The organism is Streptomyces sp. NPDC059989 (assembly GCF_042736975.1).
Classification (GTDB): Bacteria; Actinomycetota; Actinomycetes; order Streptomycetales; family Streptomycetaceae; genus Streptomyces.
Genome location: NZ_JBHWUO010000003.1, coordinates 158090 through 174822 on the forward strand (window position 1 = coordinate 158090; position 16733 = coordinate 174822).

General features: G+C 73.2%; 16 protein-coding genes. 14 read left to right on the top strand and 2 right to left on the bottom strand.

Features of this window, described 5'->3' with window-relative positions; translation table 11 throughout:
• Positions 1-4 precede the first annotated feature (4 nt).
• A complete protein-coding gene (locus ACFWBN_RS04090) occupies positions 5-826 on the top strand; it encodes an oxidoreductase (protein ID WP_385170174.1) in 822 nt (273 codons plus the stop codon).
• A 392-nt stretch (positions 827-1218) separates the two neighbouring features.
• Here the strand turns inward: ACFWBN_RS04090 and ACFWBN_RS04095 are convergent, their stop codons facing one another.
• Positions 1219-2112, bottom strand: a complete 894-nt coding sequence (locus tag ACFWBN_RS04095) for an HAD family hydrolase (RefSeq protein WP_385170177.1) — start codon at positions 2110-2112, stop codon at positions 1219-1221.
• Between the two features lie 492 nt (positions 2113-2604).
• Between ACFWBN_RS04095 and ssd the strand changes: the two genes are divergently transcribed.
• From ssd to ACFWBN_RS04130, 7 genes are all read left to right on the top strand, one after another.
• Positions 2605-3714 carry a septum site-determining protein Ssd gene (ssd, locus tag ACFWBN_RS04100; protein WP_385170531.1) on the top strand — a complete coding sequence of 370 codons (1110 nt, stop codon included), beginning with the start codon at positions 2605-2607 and terminating at the stop codon, positions 3712-3714.
• Complete coding sequence (locus ACFWBN_RS04105; RefSeq protein WP_385170180.1) at positions 3711-4859, top strand: TadA family conjugal transfer-associated ATPase; 1149 nt, start codon at positions 3711-3713, stop codon at positions 4857-4859. The genes ssd and ACFWBN_RS04105 overlap by 4 nt, the downstream gene beginning before the upstream one ends.
• Entirely contained in the window at positions 4856-5740 is an 885-nt protein-coding gene (locus ACFWBN_RS04110; RefSeq protein WP_385170183.1) for a type II secretion system F family protein, read from the top strand. Before ACFWBN_RS04105 ends, ACFWBN_RS04110 begins: the two co-directional genes overlap by 4 nt.
• Positions 5740-6525, top strand: coding sequence for a type II secretion system F family protein (locus ACFWBN_RS04115; RefSeq protein WP_385170186.1), 786 nt, complete (start codon positions 5740-5742; stop codon positions 6523-6525). The genes ACFWBN_RS04110 and ACFWBN_RS04115 overlap by 1 nt, the downstream gene beginning before the upstream one ends.
• Positions 6526-6634: 109 nt before the next feature.
• Entirely contained in the window at positions 6635-6772 is a 138-nt protein-coding gene (locus tag ACFWBN_RS04120; protein ID WP_309136814.1) for a DUF4244 domain-containing protein, read from the top strand.
• Positions 6759-7154 carry a TadE family type IV pilus minor pilin gene (locus tag ACFWBN_RS04125; protein ID WP_385170188.1) on the top strand — a complete coding sequence of 132 codons (396 nt, stop codon included), beginning with the start codon at positions 6759-6761 and terminating at the stop codon, positions 7152-7154. Before ACFWBN_RS04120 ends, ACFWBN_RS04125 begins: the two co-directional genes overlap by 14 nt.
• Positions 7151-7570 carry an Rv3654c family TadE-like protein gene (locus ACFWBN_RS04130; protein ID WP_385170191.1) on the top strand — a complete coding sequence of 140 codons (420 nt, stop codon included), beginning with the start codon at positions 7151-7153 and terminating at the stop codon, positions 7568-7570. Before ACFWBN_RS04125 ends, ACFWBN_RS04130 begins: the two co-directional genes overlap by 4 nt.
• Positions 7571-7588: 18 nt before the next feature.
• On the opposite strand, the gene ACFWBN_RS04135 is transcribed toward ACFWBN_RS04130, so the two are convergent.
• Entirely contained in the window at positions 7589-10069 is a 2481-nt protein-coding gene (locus tag ACFWBN_RS04135) for a DEAD/DEAH box helicase (RefSeq protein ID WP_385170194.1), read from the bottom strand.
• Positions 10070-10150: 81 nt separating this feature from the next.
• Between ACFWBN_RS04135 and bldG the strand changes: the two genes are divergently transcribed.
• The 6 genes from bldG (at position 10151) to ACFWBN_RS04165 (ending at position 16420) form a co-directional block, all read left to right on the top strand.
• A complete protein-coding gene (gene bldG, locus ACFWBN_RS04140) occupies positions 10151-10492 on the top strand; it encodes an anti-sigma factor antagonist BldG (RefSeq protein WP_008743037.1) in 342 nt (113 codons plus the stop codon).
• 101 nt (positions 10493-10593) lie between these two features.
• A complete protein-coding gene (locus ACFWBN_RS04145) occupies positions 10594-11034 on the top strand; it encodes an ATP-binding protein (RefSeq protein ID WP_385170197.1) in 441 nt (146 codons plus the stop codon).
• Between the two features lie 268 nt (positions 11035-11302).
• Positions 11303-13705 (top strand): sodium-translocating pyrophosphatase, encoded by a 2403-nt coding sequence (locus ACFWBN_RS04150; protein WP_385170200.1) that lies wholly within the window; start codon positions 11303-11305, stop codon positions 13703-13705.
• Between the two features lie 163 nt (positions 13706-13868).
• Positions 13869-14435, top strand: coding sequence for a small secreted protein (locus tag ACFWBN_RS04155; RefSeq protein ID WP_385170203.1), 567 nt, complete (start codon positions 13869-13871; stop codon positions 14433-14435).
• A gap of 165 nt (positions 14436-14600) precedes the next feature.
• The gene (locus tag ACFWBN_RS04160) at positions 14601-16109 is read left to right on the top strand and encodes a methyltransferase (RefSeq protein WP_385170205.1); all 1509 of its coding nucleotides are present in this window, start codon (positions 14601-14603) and stop codon (positions 16107-16109) included.
• A 113-nt stretch (positions 16110-16222) separates the two neighbouring features.
• Positions 16223-16420, top strand: a complete 198-nt coding sequence (locus ACFWBN_RS04165; RefSeq protein ID WP_385170208.1) for a hypothetical protein — start codon at positions 16223-16225, stop codon at positions 16418-16420.
• Positions 16421-16733: the final 313 nt, after the last annotated feature.

Here is a 16733-nt window from a genome sequence, read left to right on the forward strand (position 1 = left end):
ACTTATGAGTAGCGCTTCTGACCCGCTGGCCCCCCTGGCCGGGCTGCCGGGTGTCGCCGAGTCCGTGGATTCCGTACGCAAGGCCGTGGACCGGGTCTACGGGCACCGGGTCATGCGCCGGCGCAGTGGCGAGATCACCTCGGAGGCCGCGCTGCGCGGCGCCCGCGGGAGCGCGGCGCTGTCCGGTGCGGACTGGGCGCTGGAGGAGGTGCGCCGCCGGACCGACTTCGGGTCGGAGCCCGAGGCGCTGACGGTGGGCGCGGCGCTCCGGCTCACGGCGGAGGCCGGGCAGCTGCTGAGCATCTGGCGCCAGTCGCCGCTACGGGTCCTCGCGCGGCTCCACCTGGTGGCGTCGGGGTCGACGGCGGACGGGGACGTGGTGGGCCGCCCCCGCCTGGCGGGCGAGGCGGTCGACGAGCCGCTGGTGGAGCTGGAGCTGCCGAGCGCGGAGGAGGTCGCGGGGCGGCTGGACGGGCTCTCCCGCCTGATCATCGCGGGCGGCTCCGCCCCGGCGCTGATCACGTCGGCCGTGGTGCACGGCGAACTGCTGGCCCTGCGGCCCTTCGCCACGTACAACGGCCTGGTCGCGCGGGCGGCCGAGCGCATCGTCCTGATCAACAGCGGTCTGGACCCGAAGGCGATCTGCCCGGCGGAGGTCGGCCATGCCGAACAGGGGCGCGAGGCGTACCTGGCCGCCTTCGAGGGCTACGTCTCCGGTACCGCGGAAGGGATGGCCGCCTGGATCGCCCACTGCGGTCGCGCGATCGAACTCGGCGTCCGCGAGTCGACGGCCGTCTGCGAGGCGCTCCAGCGCGGCGCGGCCTGAGGATTTTTCCCGAACGTCCCTGAACATCCCCGAATGTCCCCGGACAACGGGTTGCGGCGACACCGACTTGCTTTGGTGTCGCCGCTGGCATTTACGCCCAGTTACCAAGCGTCCTCGATGGTTGCCCATCAGGTCGGGAACTTTGCCCGTCACCTGGTGCGGCTGGCCCGTAATCGACGGGTCGACGTCGCGTGGGTGCTCGGCGTTCATGCTTCGGTCCGTGGGCCTTACTGCGTTTTAAAGATGATCCTCTCGGATGTTCTTTGGTCTCGCGGGCCGTTGCTTTATTTGTACTCCGCTTCGGAGCCATGCGAAACCCCTAGCTCCACTTTTTACTTTCCAGGACAAGATCGGGCGAACCGGGCGGCCGATATCGCTGCAGGTCAGGACATTCAGGCGGAGGTGGCGGTCGCGGCGGCAGCCGCGGCGGCCAGGGCCCCGGCCCGGCGCCGACTCGCGTACCAGACCAGCCCGGCGGTGGCGGCGGCCGCGCCCACGGCCGCCGCGGCGACCAGCGCCGGCCGCGCGGGCATCGACAGTCCGGGCAGCCGCTGCTTCAGCCGCACCGGCCGGTCGAACACGAGAACCGGCCACTCGCGCGCCACGGCCTCGCGCCGCAGCGCCCGGTCGGGGTTGACGGCGTGCGGGTGCCCGACGGCCTCCAGCATGGGGATGTCGGTGGCCGAGTCGCTGTAGGCGTAGCACCGGGCCAGGTCGTAGCCCTCGGACTCGGCGAGCTCGCGGACGGCCTCCGCCTTGGTGGGCCCGTAGGCGTAGTACTCGATCTCTCCGGTGAAGCAGCCGTCCTCGCCGACGACCATGCGCGTGGCGACGACGCGGTCCGCGCCGAGCATCTCGCCGATCGGCTCGACCACTTCCGCGCCGGAGGTCGACACGATCACCACGTCGCGGCCCGCCGTGTGGTGGGCCTCGATGAGGGAGGCGGCCTCGTCGTAGATGATCGGGTCGATCAGGTCGTGCAGGGCTTCCGCGACGATCTCCCGCACCTGCTGCACGTTCCACCCCTTGCAGAGGGCGGAGAGGTACTCGCGCATCCGTTCCATCTGATCGTGGTCGGCGCCGCCGGCCAGGAAGATGAACTGGGTGTACGCGGTGCGCAGCACGGCGCGCCGGTTGATCAGGCCGCCCTGGTAGAAGGACTTGCTGAACGTCAAGGTGCTCGACTTCGCAATGACCGTCTTGTCCAGGTCGAAGAAGGCTGCGGTACGAGGCGAGGAGTGCGGCAAGGGCTGATTTTCCACGCACCGAGCATATGCGCCCACCATTCGGCGTAAGGTGTGGCGCGTGGGTTTGCCTGAGAAGGCTCTCGGGTACACCATGGAAGTCACGGATCGTTCGCGACCGTGCTAACCCGGTCTGGCTCCTCCCCCCCCGAGTCGGACCGTGGGGACGACCCCCGCTCTCCCCCCCGGCGGGGGTCGTCGCATGTCCGGACGCGGTTCGCGTCCCTGCCTTCGGCCCCAAGTGACCATTCCTCCGGCCCTCCTGTGTGTACGGGGCCCGCGTGGCGAAGGCCCTCACCCCATCAGACTCGTAACGGTGCGTAGTGGTTCCGGCGCGCTCCGGAACTCACCTGAGAGGGTGACCGGGTTATTCACAATCGACTCGCTGTCCACAGTTTTCGGGCAAGATCCACTTCTTTTTCCTGATCGCTGCACGGTGATTCCAGCCGCGAAGTCCGCGGTGCTGGATTTCGCAGTGAGAAGGGGGCGGAGATCGTGGTCCGATCGAAGTCGTGTGAAACAGCCGAGCCCGCGGTGGGCGGGACGGTGCCCGGTGGCGGGCGGCCGCTGATCATCACTGAGGATCCCCTGCTGCTCGACGACCTGCTGCGGCTGTGCGCCGCCGCGGGGGCCGAGCCGCATGTGCACCACGCGGTGCCGGAGCAAAGCGGAACGGGTGGCGGGAGCGTCGGGAGCGTCGGATGGGAGTCCGCGCCGCTGGTGCTGGTCGGGGACGACGCCGCCCTGCGGGTGCGCGGGGCGCCCCGCAGGGACGGGGTGTTCCTCGTCGGCCGGGACCTGGACGACCCCCTCGTGTGGCAGCGGGCCGTGGAGATCGGCGCCGAGGAGGTGCTCACGCTGCCCGACGCCGAGGGCCGGCTCGTGGACCGCATCGCCGATGTGGTGGAAGGAGCCGGACGGCCCGCCCTCGCGGTCGGGGTGATCGGCGGCAGCGGCGGGGCCGGGGCCTCCACCCTCGCCTGCGCACTCGCCCTGCGGGCCGCGCGGGCCGGGGAGCGGACGATCCTCATCGACGGGGACCCGCTGGGCGGGGGCATGGACGTCCTGCTCGGGGGCGAGGCCGCGGAGGGGCTGCGCTGGCCGGACTTCGCGGCATCCCGCGGACGGGTCGGTGCCGGAGCGCTGGAGGAGTCCCTGCCCGAACTGCATGCCCTGCGGGTCCTCAGCTGGGACCGCGGGGACCGGGTGGTGGTACCGCCCGACGCGATGCGGTCGGTGGTGGCCGCCGCCCGCCGCCGGGGCGGGGTCGTGGTGGTCGACCTCCCGCGGCGGGTGGACGAAGCCGTGGCCGAGGTGCTGGCCCAGCTCGACCTGGTGCTGATGGTGGTCCCGGGCGAGCTGCGGGCCGTGGCCGCCGCGGGCCGGGTGGCGGCCGGGGTGCGGATGGTGGCCCGGGACGTGCGTGTCGTCGTACGGGGCCGCTGCCCGGGCGGTCTCGATGCCGAGGCCGTGGCAGGGCTGCTGGGGGCGCCGCTGGCCGGCGAGGTGCCGGTCGAGGTGGGGCTCCCGGGGCGGGTGGCCGAGGGGGAACCGCCGGGGGCGCAGGGGCGGGGCGCGCTGGCCCGGTTCTGCGACGGCTTCTGGCAGCGGGTGCTCGGCTCCGCCCAGGGGGTGCCGGCATGAGCGCGGTACTCCTGGACGCGGTGCGCCGGCGGCTCGCCGAGACCGGGGCGGAGCCGACCCCGGCGCGGGTGGCGGCGGCCCTGCGGGCCCAGGGCCGACTGCTCGGTGACGCGGAAGTGCTGGGCGTGGCCGCCGAGTTACGGTCAGAGCTGGTCGGCGCGGGCCCGTTGGAGGCGCTGCTCGCCGACCCCGAGGTCACCGATGTGCTGGTGGCGGCTCCCGACCGGGTGTGGGTGGACCGGGGCGGCGGGCTGGAGCTGACCGGGGTGACCTTCGCCGACGCCGATGCCGTCCGCAGGCTCGCCCAGCGGCTGGCCGCCGTCGCGGGCCGCCGGCTGGACGACGCCCGGCCCTGGGTGGACGCCCGGATGCCGGACGGCACCCGGCTACATGCCGTGCTGCCTCCGGTGGCGGTCGGGTCGGCCTGCCTTTCGCTGCGGGTGGTGCGGCCGCGGGCGTTCACCCTGGAAGAGCTCGTCGCGGCCGGGACACTGCCGCCCGGCGGCCACCGGCTGCTCCGGGAGATGGTCGAGGCCCGGCTGTCCTTCCTCGTCTCCGGCGGCACCGGAACCGGTAAGACCACCCTGCTCAGCGCCCTGTTGGGACTGGTCGGCCCCGGCGAGCGGATCGTGCTCGCCGAGGATTCGGCCGAGCTGCGCCCCGACCATCCGCACGTGGTGCGGCTGGAGACCCGGCCGGCCAACCAGGAGGGGGCGGGCCTGGTCACGCTGGCGGACCTGGTCCGGCAGGCCCTGCGGATGCGGCCCGACCGGCTGGTCGTCGGCGAGGTCCGGGGCCCGGAGGTGGCGGACCTGCTCGCGGCCCTCAACACGGGCCACGAAGGAGGCTGCGGCACGGTCCATGCGAATGCCGCCGCCCATGTCCCGGCCCGACTGGAGGCGCTGGGAACGGCCGCCGGGCTCGACCGGGCCGCCCTCCACAGCCAGTTGGCCGCCGCGCTGACCCTGGTCGTCCACCTGGTCCGGGACCGGGAGGGGCGGCGCCGGGTGGCCGAGGTCCACGTGCTGGAGCGGGATGCCGCCGGGCTGGTGGTCACCGTCCCGGCCCTGCGCTGGGCCGCGCGGGGCTTCGTACGGGAGCGCGGCTGGGAGCGGCTGCGACCGCTGCTGCGGGGTGCCCGGTGAGCGCCGGGGCGGTGCTGCCGGTGCCGGTGTTCGCGGGTGTGCTGTGCGCCGGGGCGGCCGCCTGGGTGCTGGTCGGGGGCGACCGGGTTTCCCGGCGGGCGCGGGTGCTGGTGGCCGGGGGCGGTCCGGTGGTTCCGCGTGGGCCGGTGCGCCTGGAGCGGCTGGTGGCCGGCGTACGGGTGCGGGCGGCTCGGTGGCGGGAGTGGGCCTGCCTCGGCGCCGGGCTCGTGGTCGCCGTGCTGGGCGGGTCGGTGATCCCCCTGCTGGCGGGGGCGGCCGCCGTGCCGCTGGTGCGGCGGTGGCTGCGGACCCGGGCGCGGGAGCGGGCCCGGGTGGCGCGGGCCGCCGAGGTGGTGGCCCTGTGCGCGGCGGCGGTGGGCGAGTTGCGGGCGGGGGCCCAGCCGGGGCAGGCGCTGACGGCGGCGATACGGCGGACCGTCGGGGGCCCCGGCGGTCCGGGCGCGGCGGAGGCGGGGGTGCTGGCCGCCGCGGCGTTCGGCGGGGACGTGCCCGCGGCGCTGCGCCAGGCGGCTCGGGAGCCCGGCGCGGAGGGGCTGGCGGGGATGGCCGCCTGCTGGCGGGTGTCGGTGGACGGCGGTGCGGGCCTGGCTGCGGGCCTGGACCGGCTGGAGGGCGCCCTGCGGGCCGAGCGGGACCGGCAGGAGTCCCTGAGGGCCCAGCTGGCGGGGGCGCGGTCCACGGCGGTGGTGCTTGCCCTGCTGCCCCTGGTGGGCCTGCTGATCGGCACGGGGCTGGGGGCGGATCCGCTGCGGGTGCTGCTGCACACCCCGATGGGGTGGGGGTGTCTGCTCGCGGGCGGCCTGCTGGAGGCGCTGGGACTGGTGTGGTGCCGGCGGATCGTGCGGACGGGGGAGCGGTGATGGTCGGCTTCGGGGGCTTCGATGTCCACAGGCTGGGGATGGCGCTGTGTCTGGCGGTGGCGGCGCTGTGTGCGGCGTCGGCGGTCATGGCGCGGGTCCGGGCGCAGGCGGCCCGGCGGCGGTCCAAGGCCCTGCTGGGGGTGAAACCGGGCCCGCGCGGGCCGGCACCCGGCTCCCGGGTGCGCGGCCTGGCGGCTGCCTGGGCGGGGCCGGTCGGGGCGCTGCTGGCGGGCTGGGTGCTCGTCGGCGGAGTGGCCGGGGTGGCCGTCGGGGGCCTGGCGGCGTTCGCGGTGCGGCGCCGGCTGTCCCGGGCGCGGCCACCGACCGGGGTGGACCCGAGGGAGGCGGAGCGTCAGCTGCCGTTCGCCGCCGATCTGTTGGCGGCGTGCCTGGCGGCGGGGGCGGGCCCGGTGGAGGCCGCGGAGGTGGTGGGGGAGTCACTGGGCGGCCCGGTGGGCGAGCGGCTCGCGCGGGCCGGTGCGGAGCTGCGGCTCGGCGGCGAACCGGGGGCCGCGTGGGGGAGGTTGGCGGAGATACCGGGCGCCCGGGGGCTCGCGGAATGCCTGGAGCGGGCCGCCCGGACCGGAGCTCCCGCGGCGGAGCCGGTGTCCCGGCTGGCGTCGGCGCTCCGGGAGGACCGGACCCGGCGGGCGGGCGCCCGGGCGCAACGGGCGGCGGTCCTCGTCACCGCTCCCGTGGGGCTGTGTTTCCTCCCCGCCTTTCTCGCGATCGGGGTCGCCCCGGTGGTGATCGGTATGGCCTCCGGTCTCCTCTCGAACACCTGAAGTCACATCAACAACACATGTCGACAAGAGAAATCAACTGGAGGTTGTTATGAGGATCATGTGGTTTCGGGTGCGGTCGGTACTGAGTGCCCGCGGGGGCGATAGGGGGATGTCCACCTCGGAATACGCCATGGGCACGATCGCGGCCTGTGCATTCGCGGCCGTTCTGTACAAGGTGGTGACGAGTGAAGTGGTCGCCACGGCCCTTCAGTCGACCATCGGGAAGGCGCTCGATGTGCCGTTCTGAGGAAAAGGCCGGGCGGAGCCGGGGAATCGGGGACCGGGGAGACCGGGGATATGTGACGGCGGAGGCAGCCCTGGTGATTCCGGCGCTCGTGCTGTTCGCGGCGCTGCTGGTGTGGGCGCTGATGGCGGCGGCCGCGCAGATCCGGTGTGTGGACGCGGCCCGGGCCGGTGCCCGGGCGGCGTCCCGGTCGGAGCCGGCCGAGATGGCGGTGGCGGCGGCCCGGGCGGCCGCACCTTCGGGGGCGGAGGTGGAGGTGGAGCGGACCGGGGACCTCTGGCGGGTCCGGGTGGCGGCTCCGGCGCCGGGTCCGGGCGGGCTGCCGGTACGGCTGGGGGCGCAGGCGGTGGCCTTGGCGGAGGACAGCGTGGGGCCGCCGCCGTGAGCCGGGACCGGGGCTCGGCCACGGTGTGGGCGGCTCTGGTGGCCACCGTGCTGGGGGCGGTGTTCGGCGGTGTGCTGCTGCTCGGGCAGGCCGTCGTGGCCCGGCACCGGGCGGCGGCCGCCGCGGACCTGGCGGCCCTCGCGGCGGCGGCGAGCTGGGCCCACGGCCCGGAGGCCGCCTGCGCCACCGCCCGGCGGGTGGCCCGGGCGCAGGGCGCTGCGCTGGCCGCGTGCCGGGTCGAGGGCGAGGTCGCCGAGGTCACGGCCCGCCCCGCGACGGGCCCCTTCACCCCCGGGATCCGGGCTCGCGCGGGACCGCCCGCGGAAGTGCCGGTGTCGCCTGAGGCGCCGGGTCCGCCGGGTCCGCCGGGTCCGCCGGGTCCGCCGGGTCCGTCGGGTCCGCCAGCCCCGCCGTGACCGGCCTGTGGGCTCGGGTCAGGGCTGTGGGGGATCGGTGTGCCCAGGGGGCGGGGATTCGGAGAGGAGGCGGGTGAGGAGGCGGATGGCGCCGCGCTTGTGGAGGGGGTCGTTGCCGTTGCCGCACTTGGGGGACTGGATGCAGGAGGGGCAGCCGGCCTCGCACTCGCAGGCCGCGATCGCGTCACGGGTCGCCGTCAGCCAGGCGCGGGCCGTGTGGAAGGCCCGCTCGGCGAAGCCGGCGCCGCCGGGGTGGCCGTCGTAGACGAAGACCGTGGGGAGGAGGGTGTCGGGATGCAGCGGCACGGAGACGCCGCCGATGTCCCAGCGGTCGCAGGTGGCGAAGAGCGGGAGCAGGCCGATGGAGGCGTGCTCGGCGGCGTGTAGCGCGCCGCCGAGGATCTCCGGATTGATCCGGGCCTCGTCGAGCTGGTCCTCGGTGACCGTCCACCACACGGCCCGCGTGCGCAGGGTGCGGGGCGGCAGGTCCAGCTTGGTCTCGCCCAGGACCTCGCCGGTGATCAGCTTGCGGCGCAGGTAGGAGACGACCTGGTTGGTGACCTCGACCGAGCCGTAGCAGAGCCGGGCCGCGCCCCAGGGGATCTCGGTCTCGGTTTCGAGGATGGAGATGGAGGTGGTGTCGCGGGCGGTGGTGGAGAAGGGCGGGTTCGCCTCCTCCACGAGGGCCGCCGAATCCTCCAGGTCCAGGTGCTTCACGAGGTACGTGCGGCCCTGGTGGAGGTGGACGGCCCCGTCGTGGACGGCGGTGTGGGCGGCCGACTCGTCGACCGTGCCCAGCAACCGGCCGGTCGAGGCCTCGACGATCTGCACCGGGCGGCCGCCGCCGCCCCGGATGTCGGTCAGGTCCGAGGCCCGCTCCCGGCGGGTCCAGTGCCAGGCCGTCGCGCGGCGGCGCAGCAGCTTCGCCGCTTCGAGCTGGGGGAGGAGGTCGTGGGTGGCCGGGCCGAAGAGTTCCAGGTCGGCCTCGGTCAGGGGCAGCTCGGCCGCCGCCGCGCACAGGTGGGGGGCGAGGACGTACGGGTTGTCGGGGTCCAGGACGGTGGCCTCCACCGGACGGCGGAACAGTGCCTCGGGGTGGTGGACGAGGTAGGTGTCCAGCGGGTCGTCGCGGGCGATCAGCACGGCCAGGGCGCCCTGGCCGGAGCGCCCGGCCCGGCCCGCCTGCTGCCACAGGGAGGCCCGGGTGCCCGGATACCCGGTGATCAGGACGGCGTCCAGGCCCGAGACGTCCACGCCCAGCTCCAGGGCGGTCGTGGCGGCCAGGCCCAGCAGCTCGCCGGAGTGCAGGGCCCGCTCCAGGGCCCGGCGCTCCTCGGGCAGGTAGCCGCCCCGGTAGGCCGCCACCCGCCGGGCCAGTGACCGGTCCACCTCGGAGAGTCGTTCCTGCGCGATGACCGAGATCAGCTCGGCGCCGCGCCGGGAGCGGACGAAGGCGACCGTACGGACGCCCTGGATCACCAGGTCCGTCAGCAGGTCGGCGGTCTCGGCCGTGGCCGTACGACGCACCGGCGCGCCCTTTTCGCCCCGCAGGTCCGTGAGGAGCGGCGGCTCCCAGAGGGCGAAGACCACCTCGCCGCGCGGGGAGGCGTCGTCGGTGATCTCGATGACACGGACACCGGTCAGCCGGGAGGCGGCCGCCGCCGGGTCGCTGGCCGTGGCGGAGGCCAGCAGGAAGACCGGATCCGAGCCGTAGCGGGCGCACAGCCGCCGCAGCCGGCGCAGTACCTGGGCCACGTGGGAGCCGAATACTCCCCGGTAGGTGTGGCACTCGTCGATCACGACGTAGCGCAGGGCCCGCAGGAAGGAGGCCCAGCGCGGGTGGGCCGGGAGGATGCCGCGGTGCAGCATGTCGGGGTTGGTGAGGACGTAGTTGGCGTACTGGCGCACCCATTCGCGTTCCTCGACGGGCGTGTCGCCGTCGTAGACGGCGGGGCGGACCGCATTGCCCAGCGGGGCCGCCAGCTCCCGTACGGCGCGCCGCTGGTCGGCCGCCAGGGCCTTGGTGGGGGCCAGGTAGAGGGCGGTCGCCCCCCTGCCGTTCGGGGCCTCCACGCCGTCCGCGAGGGCCGAGAGCACGGGCGCCAGGTAGGCCAGGGACTTGCCCGAGGCCGTGCCGGTGGCGACGACCACGGACTCGCCGTCCAGGGCGTGCTCGGCGGCCGCGGCCTGGTGTTCCCACGGATGGCCGATCCCGGCGGCCTGAATCGCGGCTACGACATCCGTTCGGATGCGGTCGGGCCAGACTGCATGACGGCCCTCCCGAGGGGGCAAGTGCTCCGTATGGGTGATGCGCGCAGCTCGAGAAGGCCCCCGTGACAGCCGGTCGAGGACCGTGCCGGGGGTGGGTCGAGGGTCCGCGGGTGGCGTGGGCCGACCGGGACGGTGAGTATGGGCCATTGGAACCGAGTGTGTCACCGGCGTGCGGGACAATGGTCCGAAGGCGTCGTGCGCGCCTGCCGGTAAGTGATTGAATGCCATCGCGGCAGCCAATCCCTCACCTACCTTCGGGTGGGGAGGCCCCTGGGGGGCGCCGCTCGATAGCAAGGTGCTGGAGGATCCGTGGACCTGTCCCTGTCGACTCGCACTGTCGGCGACCGTACGGTCGTGGAGGTCGGTGGCGAGATTGATGTGTATACCGCGCCCAAGCTGCGCGAGCAGTTGGTCGAGTTGGTGAACGACGGCAGCTACCACCTGGTTGTCGACATGGAGCGAGTGGACTTCCTCGACTCCACCGGACTTGGTGTGCTCGTGGGAGGCCTCAAGCGCGTCCGCGCGCACGAGGGTTCGCTGCGACTGGTGTGCAACCAGGAGCGCATCCTGAAGATCTTCCGCATCACCGGTCTGACCAAGGTGTTCCCGATCCACACCACCGTGGAAGACGCCGTCAACGCCACCGACTGACGGCTCCCTGCAGCAGGGAGCCGACGAGGAGAACGGGGGCACCGGGCCACGGTTGGTCCGGGCCCCTGTCAAGGCACGCCCGTAGTCCGAGGGGGACGCGCATGGCCACCGTTGAACTGCGCTTCAGCGCCCAGCCCGAACACGTCCGGACGGCCCGCCTGGTCGCGGCCGCCGTGGCGCGCCGGGCGGGCGTGGAGGAAGCCGTCCTCGACGAGGTCCGCCTCGCCGTGGGCGAGGCCTGCTCGCGCGCCGTCGGACTCCACCGCAGCAACGGGCTGACCGCGCCCGTCCGGGTCGTGCTGACCGAGGAGGAGAAGGTGTTCTCCATCGAGGTCGGCGACGAGGTTCCCGGACCGGGCGGCGGTCCGGGCGACGCCGTGTCCGGCATCGACGCCGTCCTGGACCCGGACAACGAGGGCGAGGACGAGATGGGCCTCGCCGTGATCAGCGGGCTCGTCGACGACGTCGAGGTGACCAGTGGGGAATCGGGCGGGACCATCCGGATGAGCTGGCCCGTGTCGGGGAGCTCCGACCTTCCGTAGATCCACTGCGCCCACATTCCGGTCGTATCTTCCGATCTTTATCAAGGCCCTGCTGAGCAGGGCCTTTTTCATTTCTGAACGCATTTCCTAGATCATTGATGGGGCGTCAATGCCTTTGACCCATTAGCACTTTCGGGGGTAATGGAGTGGCGCGATCTATTGCTGAGGAGCAAGAGCACGCCAATTCCGTTTCCTGCGCACTGTTTTGATCGGGTCGCGCTCCCTACAATCCGTCCACATCTTGAGCTCATCACGTCAAGGAGGACGAATGACGGGGCTCTTCACCCCTATCGCGCCGGATGCCACCACTGATCTGGCAGCCGCAGTACTCACCGATGACAATCGCCTTATCGTGATCGTCATCGCGGCCGTCGCACTGGCCGCCCTGGTCGTCGCGCAGATCCTGGTCCGCCAGGTCCTCGCCGCCGACGAGGGAACCGACAGCATGAAGGAGATCGCCGCGGCCGTCCAGGAAGGCGCCAACGCCTACCTCGGCCGGCAGCTGCGCACCCTCGGCGTCTTCGCCGTCGTGGTCTTCTTCCTGCTCTTCCTGCTTCCCGCCGACACCTGGTCACAGCGGGCGGGACGTTCCGCCTTCTTCCTCGTGGGCGCCCTCTTCTCGGCGGCCACCGGCTACATCGGCATGCGCCTCGCGGTCCGCGCCAACGTCCGCGTCGCCGCCGCCGCACGCGAGGCCACCCCCGCCAAGGGCGAGCCCGCCAAGGACCTGACCGAGGTCGCCCACAAGGCGATGAAGATCGCCTTCCGTACGGGCGGCGTGGTCGGCATGTTCACCGTCGGCCTCGGCCTGCTCGGCGCCTCCTGCGTCGTCCTGGTCTACGCCGCCGACGCCCCCAAGGTCCTGGAGGGCTTCGGTCTCGGCGCCGCCCTGATCGCGATGTTCATGCGCGTGGGCGGCGGCATCTTCACCAAGGCCGCCGACGTCGGCGCCGACCTGGTCGGCAAGGTCGAGCAGGGCATTCCGGAGGACGACCCGCGCAATGCCGCGACCATCGCCGACAACGTGGGCGACAACGTCGGAGACTGCGCCGGAATGGCGGCCGACCTCTTCGAGTCGTACGCCGTCACCCTGGTGGCCGCGCTCATCCTCGGCAAGGCCGCCTTCGGCGACCTGGGCCTCGCCTTCCCGCTGATCGTGCCCGCCATCGGTGTCATCACCGCGATGATCGGCATCTTCGCCGTCTCCCCGCGCCGCAGCGACCGCAGCGGCATGACCGCCATCAACCGCGGCTTCTTCATCTCCGCCGTGATCTCCCTGGTGCTGGTCACGATCGCCGTCTACGCCTACCTGCCGGCCACCTACAAGGAGCTCGTCGGCGTCGAGAACGCCGCGATCACCAACCACCCCGGCGACCCGCGCATCCTGGCCGTCGTCGCCGTCGCGATCGGCATCGTGCTCGCGGCGCTGATCCAGCAGCTGACCGGCTACTTCACCGAGACCAACCGCCGTCCCGTCCGGGACATCGGCAAGTCCTCCCTGACCGGCGCGGCCACCGTCGTCCTCGCCGGCATCTCCGTCGGCCTGGAGTCCGCCGTCTACACGGCGCTGCTCATCGGCCTCGGCGTCTACGGGGCGTTCCTGCTCGGCGGCACGTCGATCATGCTCGCGCTCTTCGCGGTGGCCCTGGCCGGCACCGGCCTGCTCACCACGGTCGGCGTCATCGTCGCCATGGACACCTTCGGGCCGGTCTCCGACAACGCCCAGGGCATCGCCGAGATGTCCGGCGACGTCGAGGGCGCCGGCGCGCAGGTCCTGACCGACCTGGACGCCGTCGGCAACACCACCAAGGCCATCACCAAGGGCATCGCCATCGCCACGGCCGTGCTCGCCGCGGCCGCGCTCTTCGGCTCGTACAACGACGCGATCGCCACCGCGGTCAAGGAAGTCGGAGCCAAGGCCGGGGAGATGAACCTCAGCCTGGACATCGCACAGCCCAACAACCTGGTCGGGCTGATCCTGGGCGCGGCCGTCGTGTTCCTGTTCTCCGGCCTGGCCATCAACGCGGTCTCCCGCTCCGCGGGCGCCGTGGTCTACGAGGTGCGCCGCCAGTTCCGCGAGCACCCCGGGATCATGGACTACACCGAGAAGCCCGAGTACGGGCGCGTCGTGGACATCTGCACCAAGGACGCGCTGCGCGAGCTCGCCACGCCCGGCCTGCTCGCCGTCCTCACCCCGATCGCCGTGGGCTTCTCCCTCGGCGTCGGCGCCCTCGGCTCCTTCCTCGCCGGGGCCATCGGCACGGGCACGCTGATGGCGGTCTTCCTCGCCAACTCCGGCGGCGCGTGGGACAACGCGAAGAAGCTCGTCGAGGACGGCCACCACGGCGGCAAGGGCAGTGCGGCCCACGAGGCGGTCGTCATCGGCGACACGGTCGGCGACCCGTTCAAGGACACCGCAGGTCCGGCCATCAACCCGCTGCTCAAGGTCATGAACCTGGTGGCGCTGCTGATCGCCCCGGCCGTCGTGCAGTTCAGCTACGGCGCGGACACCAACCCGGCCGTGCGGGCGGTCGTCGCGGTTCTCGCGATCGGCGTCATCGTCGGCGCGGTGTACGTCTCCAAGCGCCGCGGCATCGCGGTGGGCGAGGAGAACGAAGGCGGAGCCGCCGAGCGGGTGGCCCAGCAGGCCGACCCCGCGACGGTCTCCTGACCCGAGGCACGACAGCGGTACCGGGCAGTGCCGGGCAGGGCCGGCCGTACGCCCGAACGGCGGACAGGCGGCGCGGACTGACGCGCCGTCTGTCCGCCTTTGTGCGTCCCCCGATGGCAGCCGTGTATCTTCCGGGCCGAGAGCCTTCGAAGGGACCAATCCGGTGAACAAGAAGCTTGCGGCCGCATTGTCGGGCGGTGCGGTACTGATGCTCGTCCTGTCCGGTTGCGGCGGGGACGACAGCGACAAGAAGGCCAACGACTGGGCCAAGAAGGTCTGCGACCAGTGGCAGCCCGAACTCAAGAAGATCGAGGCGGCCAACGCGGACATCAAGCGCGTGGCGACGGAGAGCAGCAAGCCCGAAGAGGTCCAGAAGACCGACTCGGCGGCGTTCGGGACGATGTCCGAGTCGTACAAGGCGATGGGGACCGCCCTACAGGGCGGGGGAGTTCCGCCGGTCAAGAACGGCCAGACCACCCTGGACAAGGCCGTCAAGGGCTTCGAGGAGACCTCCAAGGGCTACGCCGACCTGAAGACCAAGATGGACGGTCTGGACCCCAAGGACCAGACGAAGTTCGCCGAGGGCCTCAAGGAGGTGGCGGGCGGTCTGGACGCGGCGACGAAGGGCGGCAAGGACGCACTCGCCGAGCTCAACGCGGGCGGTCTGGACAAGGCGATGAACAGCCAGAAGGGCTGCCAGGTCACGGCGCCCTCGCCGTCGCCCAAGTAGTCGTACGGGCAGCGGCGGCGCACTGACGCCACCAGGGCGGCCGGGGTCCCGGAAAGGGGCCGCGGCCGCCCTGTCGCACGTTCCGCCCCGGGCGGCCGCGAGCCGCCCCGCGCGAGCCGGGCCCGGCTGATCGGCAAGACGGGCCCCAGCGGCCACAATGGTCGGGTGAGTACCACCAGCCTTCCCTCGTCCGACCACGCCGCCGAGCTCCGCGCCGCGTTCCTCGCCACCGGCTTCACCGCCGACGGGCTGCTCGAACTGCTCGGCGCCCCCGCCTACGCCGCACTGGCCCGCAGCGAGACCGTCCCCGCCCTGCGCGCCACGCGCGGCGACGGCCCGCTCGCCTGCCTGGTCCGGCTGTTCCTGCTCCAGCAGCCCGTACCGCACGTGCACGCCGCGGCCGCGCTGCCCGTCGACGTGGCACTGGCCGACGGCTGGCTGCGGCGCGAGGGCGACGAGGTGCACGCCACCGTCGACGTGCGCCCGTACGGCGGCCCCGACGGCGAGGACTGGTTCATCGTCTCCGACCTCGGCTGCTCCGTCGGCGGGGCCGGCGGGATCGGCAGCCGCGAGGAGGGCGTGGTCCTCGGCGTCGGCGGCGCCTCCACCACCCTGGCCGGGATCACCGTGCGCATCCCGGTCGGATCGGCCCTCGACGTCGGCACCGGATCGGGCATCCAGGCGCTGCACGCCGCGCAGCACGCCACCCGGGTCACGGCCACCGACGTCAACCCCCGGGCCCTGGAGTTCACCCGTCTGACGCTGGCGCTGTCCGGCGCCCCGGAGGCCGAGCTGCTCGCCGGGTCGCTCTTCGAGCCGGTCGGCGAGGCGACGTACGACCTGATCGTGTCGAACCCGCCCTTCGTGATCTCCCCCGGCGCCCGGCTGACGTACCGGGACGGCGGGATGGGCGGCGACGACCTGTGCAGGACCCTGGTCCAGGAGGCCGGCGCGCGGCTCAACCCGGGCGGGTACGCGCAGTTCCTCGGCAACTGGCAGCACGTGGAGGGCGAGGACTGGCACGACCGGGTCCGCTCCTGGGTGCCGCGCGGCTGCGACGCGTGGATCGTGCAGCGTGACGTGCAGGACGTGACGCAGTACGCGGAGCTGTGGCTGCGCGACGCGGGCGACCACCGCAGCGACCCGGCCGAGTACGCGCGGCGCTACGAGGACTGGCTGGACGAGTTCGAGGCCCGCAAGACCAAGTCCGTCGGCTTCGGCTGGATCACGCTGCGCCGGTCGGACGCGGCCGAGCCCTCGATCGTGATCGAGGAGTGGCCGCACTCGGTGGAGCAGCCGCTCGGCGAGACCGTCCTGGCCCACTTCGCCCGCCAGGACTACCTGCGGGAACACGATGACGCGGCTCTTCTGGAGGGCTACTTCGTGCTCACCGCGGAAGTGGTCCAGGAGCAGGTCGGCGCGCCCGGCGCCGAGGACCCGGAGCACGTGGTGCTCCGGCAGAACCGCGGGATGCGCCGCGCCACCAAGGTCGACACGGTCGGGGCGGGCTTCGCCGGAGTGTGTGACGGCTCACTGACGGCCGGCCGGATCCTGGACGCGATCGCGCAGCTGGTGCAGGAGGATCCGGTGCTTCTGCGGGACCGGACCCCGGAGGCCATCCGGATGCTGGTCGAGCAGGGCTTCCTGGAGCCGGTGGCGGGCCCCGGGCAGTAGCCGGAACCCGAATGTAACCCGGGGTTCGCCGCCCGTACCCCCAGGGCTGTCAGGGTCGTGCGCAGCGGGATCCGGGGGGATCCCGAGAGCGGCCCAGGGGTAAGGGGAGCGGCATGGAAGACGGCCCGGGAATCTTCGCGGCGACCGTGTTTCTGCTGTTCGGGGCCGCTCTGCTGGCCTGGACGGGGGCGCGCGCCCTGCACCGCGCTCCGGTGGCTGAGGGCGTGCGCCCCGTCGTGGCCGTACCGCTGGCCCTGCTCGCCGGCGCGGTGTCGCTGGCCCTCGGGGTGTGGTGTCTCGCGCGGCTCTGACGCGGGGGCCCCGAACGGCATGGTTCCGGCCACGAAAGCCGACGTGAAAGCGGCTGTGGAGCGGCTGTGGAGCGGGCCTGAAAGCCGACGTGGGGACGGGTGCGGGGGCGGGGCCAGACGGCCCCCAGGCCACTCGGCCCGGTGATCGGGAAGGGTCCGGCGCGGCATCCGGGCGGCAGAAATGGCACTTGTCGGGTTACCGTTCGAGTGGCCGTTGCGGGCTTGTGCCGTTTGACACGGGGGCGGGTTGTACCGTCACACTCCGCAGCGTCGCCGTACCGCGACCGAGTGCCGACCGGAGAGAAGAGCCAAG

What these genes read in the sequence shown, in the direction of transcription:
- ACFWBN_RS04090 (WP_385170174.1), top strand. Translation starts at nt 5, where the DNA reads ATGAGTAGCGCTTCTGACCCGCTGGCCCCCCTGGCCGGGCTGCCGGGT.
- ACFWBN_RS04095 (WP_385170177.1), bottom strand. Translation starts at nt 2,112, where the DNA reads ATGGTGGGCGCATATGCTCGGTGCGTGGAAAATCAGCCCTTGCCGCAC.
- ACFWBN_RS04105 (WP_385170180.1), top strand. Translation starts at nt 3,711, where the DNA reads ATGAGCGCGGTACTCCTGGACGCGGTGCGCCGGCGGCTCGCCGAGACC.
- ACFWBN_RS04115 (WP_385170186.1), top strand. Translation starts at nt 5,740, where the DNA reads ATGGTCGGCTTCGGGGGCTTCGATGTCCACAGGCTGGGGATGGCGCTG.
- ACFWBN_RS04120 (WP_309136814.1), top strand. Translation starts at nt 6,635, where the DNA reads ATGTCCACCTCGGAATACGCCATGGGCACGATCGCGGCCTGTGCATTC.
- ACFWBN_RS04125 (WP_385170188.1), top strand. Translation starts at nt 6,759, where the DNA reads ATGTGCCGTTCTGAGGAAAAGGCCGGGCGGAGCCGGGGAATCGGGGAC.
- ACFWBN_RS04135 (WP_385170194.1), bottom strand. Translation starts at nt 10,069, where the DNA reads ATGGCATTCAATCACTTACCGGCAGGCGCGCACGACGCCTTCGGACCA.
- ACFWBN_RS04145 (WP_385170197.1), top strand. Translation starts at nt 10,594, where the DNA reads ATGGCCACCGTTGAACTGCGCTTCAGCGCCCAGCCCGAACACGTCCGG.
- ACFWBN_RS04150 (WP_385170200.1), top strand. Translation starts at nt 11,303, where the DNA reads ATGACGGGGCTCTTCACCCCTATCGCGCCGGATGCCACCACTGATCTG.
- ACFWBN_RS04165 (WP_385170208.1), top strand. Translation starts at nt 16,223, where the DNA reads ATGGAAGACGGCCCGGGAATCTTCGCGGCGACCGTGTTTCTGCTGTTC.